The 15,124-nt window shown below is 53.0% G+C and carries 11 protein-coding genes; 7 read left to right on the forward strand and 4 right to left on the reverse strand.

The genetic code is table 11. The annotated features are described in order from the left end of the window. The first annotated feature begins 309 nt into the window (after positions 1 to 309). Both BM225_RS12265 and BM225_RS12270 read left to right on the forward strand, forming a co-directional pair. Positions 310 to 1,554 carry a polysaccharide biosynthesis/export family protein gene (locus BM225_RS12265; RefSeq protein WP_143095380.1) on the forward strand — a complete coding sequence of 415 codons (1,245 nt, stop codon included), beginning with the start codon at positions 310 to 312 and terminating at the stop codon, positions 1,552 to 1,554. Between the two features lie 10 nt (positions 1,555 to 1,564). Further along, complete coding sequence (locus BM225_RS12270) at positions 1,565 to 2,677, forward strand: glycosyltransferase (protein ID WP_245780478.1); 1,113 nt, start codon at positions 1,565 to 1,567, stop codon at positions 2,675 to 2,677. On the opposite strand, the gene BM225_RS12275 is transcribed toward BM225_RS12270, so the two are convergent. Both BM225_RS12275 and BM225_RS12280 read right to left on the reverse strand, forming a co-directional pair. Further along, a complete protein-coding gene (locus BM225_RS12275) occupies positions 2,678 to 2,881 on the reverse strand; it encodes a hypothetical protein (RefSeq protein WP_143095381.1) in 204 nt (67 codons plus the stop codon). 510 nt (positions 2,882 to 3,391) lie between these two features. Next, a complete protein-coding gene (locus BM225_RS12280; protein ID WP_177218617.1) occupies positions 3,392 to 4,471 on the reverse strand; it encodes a glycosyltransferase family 4 protein in 1,080 nt (359 codons plus the stop codon). 393 nt (positions 4,472 to 4,864) lie between these two features. Between BM225_RS12280 and BM225_RS12285 the strand changes: the two genes are divergently transcribed. Together BM225_RS12285 and BM225_RS12290 are read left to right on the forward strand one after the other, a co-directional pair. Beyond that, on the forward strand, positions 4,865 to 6,310 hold the full coding sequence (locus BM225_RS12285; protein ID WP_092464624.1) for a mannose-1-phosphate guanylyltransferase/mannose-6-phosphate isomerase: 1,446 nt from the start codon (positions 4,865 to 4,867) through the stop codon (positions 6,308 to 6,310). Between the two features lie 86 nt (positions 6,311 to 6,396). After that, complete coding sequence (locus BM225_RS12290) at positions 6,397 to 7,485, forward strand: glycosyltransferase family 4 protein (protein WP_092464626.1); 1,089 nt, start codon at positions 6,397 to 6,399, stop codon at positions 7,483 to 7,485. A gap of 31 nt (positions 7,486 to 7,516) precedes the next feature. On the opposite strand, the gene BM225_RS12295 is transcribed toward BM225_RS12290, so the two are convergent. Beyond that, positions 7,517 to 8,971 (reverse strand): oligosaccharide flippase family protein, encoded by a 1,455-nt coding sequence (locus tag BM225_RS12295; RefSeq protein WP_177218618.1) that lies wholly within the window; start codon positions 8,969 to 8,971, stop codon positions 7,517 to 7,519. 249 nt (positions 8,972 to 9,220) lie between these two features. Here BM225_RS12295 and BM225_RS12300 point away from each other — a divergent pair, with 249 nt between their 5' ends. The 3 genes from BM225_RS12300 to BM225_RS12310 all read left to right on the forward strand — a co-directional run bounded on the left by BM225_RS12300 (position 9,221) and on the right by BM225_RS12310 (position 13,251). Then, complete coding sequence (locus BM225_RS12300) at positions 9,221 to 11,326, forward strand: GumC family protein (RefSeq protein ID WP_177218619.1); 2,106 nt, start codon at positions 9,221 to 9,223, stop codon at positions 11,324 to 11,326. A 341-nt stretch (positions 11,327 to 11,667) separates the two neighbouring features. After that, entirely contained in the window at positions 11,668 to 12,261 is a 594-nt protein-coding gene (locus tag BM225_RS12305) for a sugar transferase (RefSeq protein ID WP_338060991.1), read from the forward strand. Between the two features lie 90 nt (positions 12,262 to 12,351). Next, entirely contained in the window at positions 12,352 to 13,251 is a 900-nt protein-coding gene (locus BM225_RS12310) for a glycosyltransferase family 2 protein (RefSeq protein WP_092464632.1), read from the forward strand. Positions 13,252 to 13,305: 54 nt separating this feature from the next. Here the strand turns inward: BM225_RS12310 and BM225_RS12315 are convergent, their stop codons facing one another. After that, positions 13,306 to 15,033: a hypothetical protein gene (locus tag BM225_RS12315; protein ID WP_092464634.1), complete on the reverse strand. Its 1,728-nt coding sequence runs from the start codon at positions 15,031 to 15,033 to the stop codon at positions 13,306 to 13,308. Positions 15,034 to 15,124 lie beyond the last annotated feature (91 nt).

Genomic DNA, 15,124 nt, shown 5'->3' on the forward strand with positions numbered 1-15,124 from the left:
ATCATTTTCGAAACTTTAGAGTTTTTAAAAATATCAAAAAGGTAAAAAAATGACACGATGAGTGATTGAGTAAATGAAAGGATATGCATTGCATTAATCGACGTTGCGCAAACTTTGGGGGCGTTTTGGGTAAAATAGAGTCACTCGGCACAATTTTGCCTTTTTCGCTTTAAACGCTGGTGGTGAGAGAGTATGTCTATACACGATTAATGAAATGTCTTCTTGGACATGTAAATTTAGAATTTTTATCGGCTTACATTTCTCTACTGCCTTTTTGTAAGTGAAAATTTAAGTATTCCGAGGTGTCTTTTGCGATACTCAACCGGTTCAAAGTTCCTGCGCGTTGCGGGCTTTTCGATCGCTTCGTTCTCTCTGTTAGTCTCTGGCGCTGTGGCTGACTCGTACCGCTTGGTTGCGGGGGACACGCTAGAGTTCATGTACTCGGGTTTGGGCGAGCCGGCCGAGGTCAAGATTGATATCAATGGCCAGATGCGCGTCGTGAACGTTGGCGGTGTGACCGTTGCTGGTCTGACGCTCGATGAGGCTGAAGAAAAGCTCGAGGCGGACATCATTAACTCTGGCATGTTCATTGAGCCGATTGTGAGCCTTCAGTTGACAGAGTATGCGCCTGTTGTCGTGGCAGGGGATGTGGCGCGACCAGGTCGTTTCGAGTTTACTCCTGGCATGACGGTCGCATCGGCGCTGGCGTTGTCGGGCGGCAGTGAACTGGCGGGGATTTCGCGATACGAACTCCAAACCACGCGTAGTGACTTAGAGGCACGGATCAAAACCGCTAACTTGGAAATTGCGACAACAGTGGCGGACATTGCGCGATATCAAGCCGTGCTAGATGGCACGGATGTCGTTGAATTGAGCCCTGAGCTTCTGGCCCTCATTCCTGCGAAAGACGCCGTCGATCTGGGCGAAATTATGAGCAAATCAAACCTGATCCTGCAAGCAGAGGCCGCGCAGGAGAAAGAGTTGATGTCCGTTTGGGCTGAAGAGATCGCCTCGATTGAAAAGCAGATCCAGCTTTTTGGTGAACGCATTCAGGTCCAGCAAGACATTGTTGCCAGCGCTGCCGATGATCTGGCCAAGGCACGGGATCTGCAGGCGCGGGGCTTGCAGACCAACGTTGGCTTGGCCGCCGCCGAGCAGCGGGACGCCGACGCGCGGTCGCGCGAGATTGAGTTGGAGTCGGCACGCGTCCTTGCGACTCAATCGGTGGCTGATGCCAAAGCCGAGCGTAGCCAGTACCAGAGCGCTCGCCGGACTGAAGCGTTGACCTTCCTCAAGGAGGATCAGGTTCGCGTGGATTCTCTGTCCTTGCAGTACTCGAATATCCTCGAGCAGTTGGCGTTGCTAACCAGCGGTAGTATCAGCGCGCTGCTCAATTCTGACACTGTTAACCTGACGTATGTGCTGCAGGGACCGCGTGCAGACCGTGTTGCCCCTGAGGATATCAGCGACGCGACTACACTGCTGCCTGGCGATACGCTCGTTGTGTACCTAGAGGGGATGGATCTCTCTCCGGTCGTAGCGACGGCAGAATAAGGACAAGGACGTGAGTGGTAACGAGTTTGGCCGTGTAGCGATTATTCACTACTGGCTTGTGGGAATGCGCGGCGGCGAAAAGGTCATTGAGGCCCTCTGCCGTATGTTTCCACAAGCCGACATTTTCACGCACGTGGCCGATCCCGCAAAGTTGAGTGCTACGCTTACCAAGCACAAGATTATTGAGACCCGGGTGGGCCGTTTGCCGATGGCTACCAAGATGTACCAGAAATACCTGCCTCTGATGCCTCGGGCGTTGGAAGAGTTGGACTTAACTGGGTACGACCTTGTTATCTCTTCGGAATCTGGCCCCGCGAAGGGCGTGATCGCGCCGCCGGATACGCCTCATTTGTGCTATTGTCATTCGCCCATGAGATATCTGTGGGACCAGTACCATGTGTACCGAAATGGAGCAGGGTTTATCACACGGATGGCAATGCCTTTGCTTGCGCATTCATTGCGGCAATGGGACGTAACGAGTGCCGCACGTGTTGATGGTTTCGCTGCCAATTCGGGACACGTGGCAAACCGGATTAAAAAGTACTGGCGCCGTGACGCCGATGTTGTTGCGCCCCCCGTTGCGGTGGACGATTTCAAGCCTGTTGCATCGTCCGAGCTTGGGAATTTTTATCTGTGGGTCGGAGAATTGGCGCCTTACAAGCGGCCCGATCTTGCGGTTGAAGCATTCAAGAAATTGGACAAGCCGTTCGTCGTCATTGGTGGTCCAGACGAGACGGTGAAAAAGTTGCAAGCCATCGCCGGTCCTAAAACCAAGTTCCTAGGCAAAGCCCCCTTCGATGTTTTGAAAGACCATATGGCGCGGTGCAAAGCACTCATCTTTCCGGGAGAAGAGGATTTTGGAATCGTACCGGTTGAGGCAATGGCATCTGGTCGGCCCGTAATCGCTTACGGGCGCGGAGGCATTTTGGACTCTGTGGTGGAAAACGAGACTGGTCTGTTCTTTAAAAATCAGACCGTTGAGGAGTTGGTGGACGCGGTTGAACGGTTCGAGAATGCCGGTCTTGATGCCGTTGATCCTCAGATTTGTGTCAACCGCGCCCGTCTGTTTGACGAAAACGCGTTCCGTGAGGGCGTTTACGCTTCGCTCGCCAAAATTATGTGATCAAGTCCGCGGTAGAACTGCGAACAAGAAGATGACCGACGCTCCGATCAGGCTGTAAATCGGCAAGGCCCACCAAAGTGAGATGCCGAGCTCTGCAATCACCCAAGCGGTGAAAACAAGCGATACCGGAATCGCAAAGAACGCAGCGCCAGGTAAAACAGCGCGCGGCTTCTCACCTGACACATCACGCTGATCGTGTTGCACCTTGGCTCTCGAAGCCGTCTGCTTTTTTCTTATTATATTTGCGCTGAACATCTCATCTACCATCGCTGTCTATTGCAGAAATATAGGTGTATCAAATGCGGTTCAACTCCTAAATTTGATATAGACTTTTTGCCGGTGGAAATCCGCATTCACTCTTTTGAAATACGGCCAAATGTTGCCGACGTTTAACTGTTTGGCGCAAATTGATAGAGCAGTGTTCACAATCCGTTGTTCGGATTGATTAAAATCGCAATGTACGAGGCGGCAAACTTGGGTGCTGTAATCTCACGGGTAACTAATTTACAATGCTTTATGTAAGTATAAGTTATTTTTCGACAATCCGCAAACCCGATTTTGCAACTCGTGAGTGAAAGAGATTGCATTTTTATAAAGTTGCGAGCCGGGCTCGCCCGCTGCTGCGCGCGGAGCGTTATCTCATCCCTTTAGAAGAGATAAGGTTTCTGACGCATGTTGTACGAGTGATTTGCTAAGAGGTCCGATCTAGCGGAGTTAGTCCGACGGCAAATCGTCTAGAACGCTGAGGAACTTGTCAGATGCACGAGCCCAAGTGAACATTTTCGCGCGCTCTCGTCCTTGCTCCCTCAATTCGTCTGAGAGAGTGGTGCATTGCTCCAGATTCTCCATGGCTTTTGTCCAAGCACCTTGATCGGAAGGGGACACGCTGATGGCTGCACCTTCAGTCACTTCGGGGATCGCTCCGCCCGTGGAGGCAATCACAGGACATCCTAGCGTCATAGCTTCTGCGGGGGGGAGGCCGAAACCCTCTGTTTTCGAAGGGAATACGAGCGCAAAAGCGTTTTCATAGAGCGCACGAAGTTCTTCATCGGTAACGCGCCCGAGCATTTTGATGTGCTCGGATTCCCTCAGGCCATTGGCGCCAAAAACGGCTGCATTTCCACCGCCTGCAATCACCAGTGGTCGTTGCTTGTCTGAACGCGCGTTGGATGCGTCGACGAGCATTTTCAAATTCTTGTGGGGGGCGAGACTGCCGATCGCCAGAAAATATCCGCCAGTGCTTAGGCTGTGCCGGTCAAGGATACGAGCGTCGGCGGCAAGCCGAAGGATGTGATCGGCACCATTCGGGATGACGATAGCTTTGTCTTTCGGAACCACGCCAAAGTGCTCAAGTTCCCTTTTTGAATGCTCGGAGACGGTCAGAATAGTCTGCGCGCGATGCCCCAGACGGGGTTGAACGAAGTGGTAAAAACTGCGGAAAGCGCGAGAATAGGTCTCTGGCTGCCGAAACGCTTGCGCGTCGTGCATCATAACAACCTGCTTTTTCCTCAAAACAGGTCCCATGTTGCATAAGCTGATCAGCCAAGACTCAGGGCTTTCTTTGGCAAGCGCCAGTTGCTCCCACGGGTGGCCAGTCAATTTTGATGAAGAGGTGCTGGTGATTGATAGCAAATCTTTGGGGCGTTCACTCGCCGCGACGACGGCGCCCTTAGGGCGGACGGCCAAAATATCTTTGAAGCGAGAGGGAATGCCTGCGTCCAGCGATGCAGAGATAAGTTCGGTTGCGACGCGATCGACGCCAGTGAGCGGGCGCATCAAGAAACGCGCGTTCAATACATAACTATTCATAAAGAAATACCGTGACTGAGAATAACCAGATCCTGCTATCTCTACCTAACGCTTTTGGACCAAAAATGAGACTACGGATATCGAGATTTAGACCGAACTTCTTTGTTCAGCGAAGCTGTTGCAAGGCAAAAATCCCAGATCAGAAAAAATGATCCAGAGGGAAACTATTTGCAAAAGCAAACGCCAATATTTGTGCGGTCATTTGTTGTGCAGGTCCTATTTTAATGGCCCAAGACTTCGCTAACTGTGGCATGCTGAAAATATGTTGTGTACAAGGTGAGAGAGGTCTGAGAGTGCCGGGCGAAACACCGTGCTTGGCCTCGTAGAATTTTAGTATTTCTATTGTAGTATTTAAAAAACACTGAAGGCGTTCTTCTGATGAATTCTGTTACTCCGGTTATCTTGTGCGGCGGCTCAGGTACACGGCTCTGGCCGCTGTCTCGAAAGAGTTACCCGAAGCAGTTTGTACCGCTTGTGGGTGGGAGCACCCTGTTCCAACAAACAGCAAAACGGCTGAGTGGCGTGGGCGACGGGATCGCTTATGACAAGCCGCTGGTTGTGACCAACTCTGACTTCCGGTTCATTGTGGTCGAGCAATTGTCTGAGATGGGAGTCGATCCCGGCCCTGTTCTGATTGAGCCGTCGGCGCGTAATACTGCGCCTGCCGTGCTAGCCGCCGCGATGCATTTGTATGCGTCAAACCCTGATGCGATCATGCTGGTGGCTCCGTCTGATCACATGATGCCTGATTCCGATGCGTTCCGCAGTGCTGTTGCGAAGGGTGTCAAAGCAGCAGAGAAAGGCAAACTGGTTCTGTTTGGAATCCGCCCTGACCGTCCCGAGACCGGTTATGGCTATCTGGAGCTGAACGGCCAGACCGAGGACGGTGTGACCTCGCTCAAGTGCTTTGTCGAAAAGCCTGACGCAGAAAATGCGCAACGGATGGTGGATGCTGGTGGGTTCTTGTGGAACGCGGGCATCTTTTTGTTCCGTGCGGCGGACATCATTGCAGCCTTTAACGAGCACGCACCGAATCTGATCGCTCCGGTCGAAAAGGCTGTCGCAGACGCCGTACCTGACCTCGGTTTCCTGCGCTTGGCGCCAGAGGCGTGGGAGCAGGCCGAAGATGTCTCGATCGACTATGCCATCATGGAGAAGGCTTCGGATCTGGCAGTTGTACCTTATGACGCGCTTTGGTCGGATCTTGGCGGTTGGGACGCTGTTTGGCGCGCAATGGACCGGAACGACGATGGCGTTGCGACCACTGACGGTGTGACAGCAATCGACTGTAAGAACTCCGTGCTGCGGTCAGAGTCTCCTCAGGTCGAACTGGTTGGCATCGGGGTTGAAGATATCGTAGCTGTCGCAATGAATGACGCGGTCCTGGTTGCGCACAAAGATCGTGCGCAGGACGTGAAGAAAGCGGTTTCCGAACTGAAGAAAAAGTCTGCACTGCAGGCAGAAGCTTTCCCCAAAGATCACCGTCCGTGGGGTTGGTTCGAGAGCCTCGTCGTCGGCTCGCGTTTCCAGGTGAAGCGGATTCAAGTGCATCCCGGTGCATCTCTTTCTCTCCAAAGCCACTTCCATCGCTCCGAGCATTGGATCGTGGTTGAAGGAACCGCCAAGGTGACCGTCGATGACGAAGTGCGTCTGGTGACCGAGAACGAGTCGATCTATGTGCCTCTTGGCTCTGTCCACCGGATGGAGAACCCCGGCAAGGTGCCGATGGTCCTGATCGAAGTCCAGACCGGCTCTTACGTCGGCGAAGATGATATCGTGCGCTACGACGATGTGTATTCCCGTGGACAGGGCGCCAAGGGTTAAGTCGATTTTTGCTTAGTGCACTGGGGCGCCCTTGGGGTGCCCCTGAACCGTTTTGTTTTCCAGTACATTTTATTGCGAGCAGGCCAATGCGGAAGCTGTTAATCAACGGACGTTTCCTGTCCGGCGGCGAAACGGCCGTTAATGCTGTTGCCAGAGAGTTGAGCGCTGCGTTGCATCGGCACAGTATCGCGCACCCGAATGGTTGGCAGGTCGAGCTCGTGGTGCCTCAGGCTCTTTTGTCAAAGGCAGAGGCGACCGGCATTCCATCGCGTGCTCATGGTCGTCGATCAGGTATCATTTGGGAGCAAACCGAACTTCCGAGTTTGCGGTCCGATGGCGTAATCCTAAGCCTTTTCAATACGGTGCCGGTATTTGGGCGCGGCTACGTGACAATGCTTCACGATGCGCATGTCATGACGTCTCCGAACTCTTATAGCCGTCTGACGCGGATATGGAGAGAGTTTCTTTCTCGAAGAGCGGGGGCCAAGGGCAACTACGTGCTGACCCCTTCAGAACACTCCAAGGTCAGTCTATTGAAGCATGGGATCGGACGAGCTGAGCACTATGGCATTGTACCCAACGGCCCTGGGAATGTTGGTCGCGTCCAGGGGAATCGCGCAATCTTCGAGCGGTTGTCGTTCAACGAGGAAACCCCATTTTGCGTCGGCCTCAGTAGCCTGCTGCCACACAAGAATATCGGTGATCTTTTACGCGCGTTCGCGCGGCCAGAGTTGGCGAACATTCAGTTGGTTCTTTTCGGCAAGGCGTCTCGCGCGGACTTTGTCGCAGCGGGCCATGACGTTCCTGAAAATGTGCATTTCCCTGGTTTTGTGTCAGACGAAGAACTTGCCGCACTTTACGACAAGGCGCTCGCGGTTTGTGTCCCTTCCTTGGAAGAGGGGTTCGGTATGCCCGCGCTAGAGGGCATGGCGCGTGGGGCGATTGCTGTTGTTTCGCCCTGCGGCGCGCTGCCAGAAGTGGTCGGGGAGGCTGGCCTCTTTGCCAAAGTCGGACAGCCCGACCAGATCGTATCCAATATCTCTCGGATCAACACCGATCCGGCGTATGCCGAGGACCTGCGAGCGAAAGGGCTTGCGCGTGCTCGGGCTTTCACGTGGGAAATCGCCGCTGAAAAGGCCTTTGCACACCTAGAGGCGTGGGGCTTGGCAGAGTAGGCCACCAGCGTCAGCTGATGGCCGATAGCCTTTAGCGCGACTCAAAAATGCTCATTTCAAGAACACTTGAGCGGATGCCGATGTAAATTGTCGGCGCTGCGAGGATCAACGTGACCAACGTGATCAGAACAAAGCGAATTTCTTGGCTAAATTCAAACGCGCCAATCGCGAAAATCCCAGTGATGACGGCGATCCCGTAGACCCCAAGAAGCCCTAAGCCCATGAAAAGCGGCGGCATTGCGCTGCTCAGATCAATCCGACCCCAGTATTTGAACACCAGCAAGGACCCGATGAAGGAGAGGATCTGGACACCCGCCTGCGCCCACGCGATGGTCTCAAACCCCATGGGGGCAAAGACGACAATCGTCCCCAGCATTAACGTGGTCCAGACGAGGTTGGTGTGCAGTGTCACTTGGGTCGAACGTCGGGCTGCGAAAACCGGCTCGATCAGGTCATTGCCAGAGCGCGCGACTGCCCGAAGGGCAAAGGCATAGAGGGTTCCAAGCGCCGCTGCATATTCGGGGCGGAAGAATGTCTCAATCAATCCACCGCCCAACGCTGAAATTGCGATCGCAAAACCGCCCGTCAGGAAAACAGAGCCAGCGAGCATGATTTTGAAGATCGGATCCAGAGGTTGAGAAAAGCGGGACGCGGCGCCAAAGAGCTTGATGGCGAAGCTGCGCAAAGGCTGCGCGATGATGTCCACGGTGCCGGTCGCCAGCCTGTTGGCAAAGCGGTAAAGGCCAGCCTCAGTTGTGGAAAGCGCGTAGGCAAGGATCAGGTCCGTGCCGAAATTGGCCAAAAAAGACAGGAATCTAGAGCCATAGAGACCGCTAGAGAATCGCAGACCTTCGTAAGCAATCTTACGATCGAATCGGAGTGTAGGGCGCTTGGGACATGCTGCGACAAATAGGACAAGCTCTAACAGGGTGCGGATACCGCGATAGGCGACCAGTGCAAAAAGCGACTTCCAGACGACTAGAATAATGCAACCGACCAAAAGTCCGCCCAAATTTCCTGCAATCAAAATGAGAAAGTACCGCTTCATTAATCCCATGCGCGTAAGCACCGCTGAAGCCCAACCTATGATTGAAACAAACGGTTGAAATATCCCGAAATAGCGTAGAACCTCTGCGAGATCGGGCGCATCAAAGAGTCGGGCCAGCCACTCACTGCCTAGATACATGGCAGCGCCACCCACTAAGCCGATTGCCAACATGATCCAAAAGACAGTCGACAAAACTGCAGTCTCGTCCTTCTCAGAATTGACGAGGAAATGAAAATATCCGCAGTGAGTCAGCATAATTACAAACTCAACTGCGATAATAGCAATGGTGTAGGTGCCGTAATCGGCCGCTGTCAGAAATCCTGCAGCTAATAGGGTAATAACAAACGATGCAATTTGTTGGGATGCGAGGCCAAAAACGGATATCGCGGCTGTGCCACCTGTTTTTGCAAAAGATGACTTTAGCTTACTAAAGAGCAAAATATCACTCCGATAATATATCTTACGGAAACAAAAGAGGGCGGAGGAGGAAAGGCGCCCAAAGAGGAAAAATTGTGATAATTAAGAGATAGCGCTCTTGTCAGCCGTGGCGCAACCATGTTCTTTAACCGTAACCCGAAGGTGTATTTGTTCGGATAAGTGCACAATCGTGCATTTTTGGAGTTTCTATTTATGACTGATTTTGGCACCCAAAGCCCACATTTTTCGGCGCAGGTTGCTGGACGAGCCATGGGCGACTCAGATTTCATTCGCCCGGAAGAAGATGATCGGGCAGATTTGAGCCGCATGTTGCGGTCGGTTTGGGTTCGTAAGAATATTATCCTTGGTTGTATCTTTGGCTTTGCTGTTGTGTTTTTCCTGTCTGCTTATATGCAGCCCAAGAAATATACGGCGCACACAACCATCATGTTGGACACACGGGGCCAGCAGTTTGTGTCTATGCAAGAACAGGTCGTTGGCGATCTGAAGCTGGATGACGCGCTGCTAGAAAGCGAAGTGACGGTCCTGCGGTCGATGGCGCTACTGAGTGCAGCAGTGGAGCGCATAGGGCTGGATCGCTTTGATATACTAGCTGGCGAAGATGGATATGAGTACTTTGACGACAGTATCGTGTCGCGTGATCAGCAGCGCCTTAAATTCGTCGCCGAAGAGCTACAGAACGGGATCAATGTTTACCGTGTTGGTGAATCTTATGTGATCGAAGTCTCTGTGACGACAATTGATCCGCAGCTTTCAACTGTTGTCGCTGATACACTTGTAGAGGTCTACATTGCTGATCAGCTGAATGATCGTCAGGCGGTGGCAAGCAACGCGACGCGCTGGTTGTCTGATCAGGTTGAAGTCGCACGCCAAGAAGTGTTGGCCGCCGAGGCGCGTGTCGAGGAATTCAAACGCGAAGTCCTCCAGTCTAGCGGTGCGTCTGAAGATGTTCTTGAGCAGCAGTTGGGTGAGTTGAACCAGCAACTCGCGCTCGCGCGCTCTGAACGCGCGACCGAATCTGCAAATTTGCGACAGACCCAACTGCTCAAAGACGCGCAAGGCGCAGTCGCGGTCGCGGATTCGCTGGATGTGCCCTACGTAAAGGCGATGCGAGAAGCACGTCAGGAGCTTCTGCGCGAAGATGCCTCGCTTTCTTCGGCTCTCGGTGAAAACCACCCAACGCGTCGGAACATCGCCAAAGAAATCGCAGAGATTGACGCGAGCATAGCCCAAGAAGTCGACAACATTATGCGAGGCTATGAGACACGCATCAATGTACTGGCGTCGCGCGAGCTGTCGCTGAGCGAAGACGTATCGGACCTGCAAGACAAGCTCTCTAACTTATCGAACTCGTCTCTGCGCCTTCGTCAAGTTGAGCGGGAGGCAGAGGCAGCGCGGCTGCGATTTGATGAAATGCTCACCCGCCTCGGGATGACACAAGCGCAGGTCGAAATTCAGAGAGCTGACGCAAAGGTCATCAACCCAGCCTCTTTCCCACTGGTGCCCTCGTCCCCGCGCGTGAAGCTGTTGACCGTGTTTGGCGCAGCGATCGGAATGACAGTAGGATTGGTCGCAGTGTTGATCATCGAGATGACCCGTGGGGGCTTTGCAACTGCGCGTCAGTTAGAAAGCGCGACAGGTCTGCCTGTCATGAGCGCGCTGCCCCGCGCAGAGGTCACTTCTCCTAAAGACGTCGTAGGTCTATTGAATAGCCGTGGCTATCACCTTTTGAATGAACGGATCAGGCAGTTGAGGGCAATTTTGCCGATCGCCACACGGCAGCGCAAGAATTGCTACCTTCTCTTGTCGTCGGCACCGGACGAGGGGAAGACCTCTACCGCTGTTGCGCTCGCGCACGCCAGCGCAATGGCAGGTGTCTCGACAATCCTTGTCGACTTGGACAATCGCCGAGGCACGTTGCAGGCAGAATTCACCGAAGGCCAAATGGTCGATCTATCGAATTACTTTAAAGGTGAAATCACAATTGATGAGGCAATCATCAAGGGGCAGAAAACTCTATTTGATATCACCGGCGCGGGCAAACACCAGTCTCTTATGGCTGATGGCGTGAATGGAGAGCAGCTTCGTGATATGGTGGCAGAGTTGAAAGAGCGCTACGATGTGGTGGTAATTGACGCACCGCCCATCCTAGCTGTGTCTGACGGGCTGCAGATTGCCACTGTGGTTGATTGGGTGCTGTACCTCGTACGCTGGCGCCATACCTCTGAGAAATCGGTTAAATATGGGCTCGATACGCTCGAAAACGTGGGTGTGAACAATATTGGCCTTGTGATGACCATGGTCGATGTTAGGGAAGATCCCGATAGCTATGCCCAGAAATATGATTACGCATAAGCTATATGGTAATTTGCAAAATTTGAATTTATATAGTGCCCATTGCTATTATTTTGATTGTGTTTGATTTGAGTCTGCTCTGTGAATTTATGTGCTAATTTTGACAAATTTCATGGAAAAGTTTCAATTAATATGTAATTTAGTTAGCAAGTTATATTTTTCAGGCCATCATTTCCTTGGCCATCAAAGACTTAGGTCGCGAGTCGCGGCAACGTTTCGCCAGATTTTATAAAACAAGACTTTAACCGGGGGCCATTGTGACAAATACCTCTACTTCAGCTGGAAATCGCGGGGGACCTGCCGGGTCCGGTGTCGCCTATCTCCTGAGATATGAAGGTGCGTTGAAACGCGTCGCCGACATTATTCTGGCAATCCTACTCCTCCCTATGCTGCTTCCGATCATCGGTTTGCTGTATCTTATTATCCGCTCTGACGGCGGACCTGGCTTCTTTGGCCACAAGCGTGTGGGCCGTGAAGGCAAAATCTTCAAATGCTGGAAGCTGCGTAGCATGGTGCCGGATGCCGAAGAGCGCCTGCGTGAGCATCTTGCCAATAATCCTGCGGCAGCCGCCGAATGGGAACGGGATTTCAAACTGCGTGACGACCCGAGGATCACGCGTTTGGGGGCATTCATCCGTAAAACAAGCCTCGATGAGCTGCCCCAGATCTGGAATGTTCTGCGCGGCGAAATGAGCTTGGTTGGCCCGCGTCCCGTGACCTCTGATGAATTGTCGCGCTACGGCGCTCATCAGTGGGCCTATCTGATGATGCGTCCAGGCGTAACTGGCCTGTGGCAAGTCTCGGGCCGGAACGACATTAGCTATGACGAACGTGTGGCGTTGGATACGCGTTACTGCCGCGAGGTGTCTGCGGTCCAAGATGCGATCATCCTGTTCAATACGATTGGTGCGATTACAAAACGCACTGGTGTTTAAGTCCTAAATCTCCTTCGACCACACCCAAGGCGCGGGCGTCCATCCCCTTACGCTCGCGCCGTTTTTGTATGAACACGAGTGCGATTAAATATGCGAATTTCAGTCATCATTTGCTCCGTCGGTCGTCCAGAGGCCATCGAGTCGGTGCTGCCCTTTATCGCCCGTCAAACCAAACAACCCAGTCATGTTCTGATCGTTGTGACGAAACCCGAAGATTTGCCGCCCGAAAGCGCGTTGCAATACAATCTTCCGATTCAGGTTCTGTATTCTCCCAAGGGGCTGACCAAACAGCGCAACACCGGTTTGGACGCGATTCAGAACGAGTGTGATGCGGTCTTCTTTATTGATGACGATTATCTGCCCGCTCAGGATGCGCTGGAAGTGCTTGAGAGTGGCTTTAGCAGGTTCAAGGACGCCGCGGGTTTGACGGGTACGCCCTTGGCCGACGGGATCAATACCGCAGGGGTCTCCGTATCCGAAGCGCGTAAACTGATAGAGGCGTACGAAGCGAAGCCGCGAAATACGACTGCCATAGCCGCTCAGCGCAAGCTTGTTGGGCTCTATGGGTGCAACATGGCCTATCGCTGCAGCGCGATTGGCGCGGTGCGTTTCGATCCTCGGTTGCCGTTGTATGGCTGGCAAGAGGACACGGACTTTTCTTACCGTTTGGCCGGCGAGAAAATCCGTCTCGGCAACCTAGCTGGCGTGCATTGTGGAACGAAGTCGGGCCGTGAAACGAGCGGCGTCTTACTGGGGTATAGTCAGATCGCCAACCCAGTGTACTTGATGCGAAAGAGGTCTTTGCCGCTGCAATTCGGCCTGACTTTGATGAGTAAAAACGTTTTGGCAAATCACGGAAAGATACTGTTTCCAGAGCCTTGGATCAATCGCAAGGAACGGGCGAAAGGCAATTGGCTGGCTTTCTTCGATGTCCTTCGGGGGCGCCACGATCCAGAGCGTATTTTCGAGCTAGGTGCCCGCAGGGGCTAAGAACGCATTATTCACAAGAGGGGCGCCGGCGGAGAAACCGCCAGCGCCCCTTTTTCATTCTTGATCGCATGCGCAAAGCGGGTTCACGAGCTTGACTCGGAAATCACCGTTGTAGAGTTGCGGCATTTCTGACGGACCAAAGATCACCTTCACCTCCTTGCCTTCGGGGACGGCGTAGGGGCCAAAGCTGCTTTGATCACTGCCAGAAACAACCGTCGATACCTTGGTTTCGCCCGCGACAATGATGTCCAGAGTGACTCCGCTCGATGACAACATATTCAGCTTTACGTCGGTCTCGATGTTGATCATCTGCTCTTTCTCCGAGATGTGCTCCAAGACGACACGCATGTTCTCATCTTCGCCGCCGACGATGTTGAAGCCCGTTGGAATCCACGCAAAGTTCCAGAGGTTCGGCTCTTTTGTCGTGCAGAGGTACGGACGCCACGGTACGCCGCCGCGTTGTTGGCCAGGACAGGTTTCCAAGTCCACGATCCGGTCATCAGATCCAACCAGCAGATAGCGGCGGAAACCTTCGACACCGTCGGCGGTCCGTGCGTTTTCTCCTTCTGCAGGTCGGAAAAACTGATAGTAGCTGTCGGCGACGATCGGTTGCGCTCCTAGATCAATGTCCAGTTCCAGATCAATCGGTGCGCCGTCAGTGTGAAAGAAGATCACACGATCCCGCATCAGTTCTAGCTCACGATCATATTCACGCATATCGCCGCGGCGCGGCTCCATGTCATGACGTCGGATCGCCACATCGCGCGGGGCGCCCCAAATTACCGCGTCACTGCCGCCGAAAACACAGGCAAAGGTAAAAGGATCAGGCTGGTAAAACTCTACTGGCTTGCCCTGAAGTTTCGTATGCGCGTAGGTCAAGGCTTGTCCAAGCGGAGTCAGCGACATGTCCGATTGTAGCACCGGTGGATAGTTGTCCCCGCGCTGCGTCAGGGGATACCAGACTGCACGCTTTACACCCGAGGCTGCCATTGTGCAGTAGTTCCGCCAGAAAAAGTCTGGCGCACTGGCCAAATCGCGCTGCCCGAATTCGGTAATTTCGATGTCCATATCCTTCATCTTGGGGTGGCGGCGTAGGACAGAAAGCTCAGCTGGGATGTGCTCCGGCTCTGTTGTATATGTGTGGATTGAGACGGCATCCATGTAATCGGCTGCCCCTAGATCCAACATTTCCCAGATATAGGCGCTTGCGATCGAGTGAGCCGAGGCCCCGATGATCCGCGTATTCCGTACGTTTTCGTGCTCGTTCAGCGCCTTTAGGTAATCGACCTGCACTGCGGCCAGTTCCTGCGCGGATTTCTCTTTGATCGGGCCGTAAATGAAGCTCGGAGAATTGAACTCGTTCCCAATCTCGATAGACCGCACGTCAGGATAATGTTCGAGGTAGGCAGACACAAACTCAGCGAGCGCGTCGATTCCCTCGGACTTCAAAACGGTATTTCCGTCTTCGTAATTGGCATTGTCTGCCCAAATGATAAGCGATCCCGCGAGACCCGCGCGGTTTAACTCATCCACACCCTTCTGTTGGTCGACACCGAAATTGTACTTACCTTTCTCGGTTTCGATATGAGCCCAAACGGTGTTATCTCGCAAATCGTTGATGCCAAGCGATTGCAATCTTTCGATCACGCGTGTGCTGGGAACCAAGAATAAACCTGCGTCTATGCCAAGAAGGGGCGCTGTATTTTCCTGTGCATACAGGCTGTTCGCGGTAAAACATACCGTCGATGCAAGGGCGGCGGTAATGTTTTTGAAAAAATGCATTGGAAAACTCTACTATAAAAGAAGTTAAAATACTTGTCTTATAGTGTTGGTGTTTGGGTCCTCGATCAAGCAAAGAAAAAATATCATAAAG

Origin of the sequence: Donghicola eburneus, assembly GCF_900115865.1 — a bacterium.
GTDB lineage: Bacteria > Pseudomonadota > Alphaproteobacteria > Rhodobacterales > Rhodobacteraceae > Donghicola > Donghicola eburneus.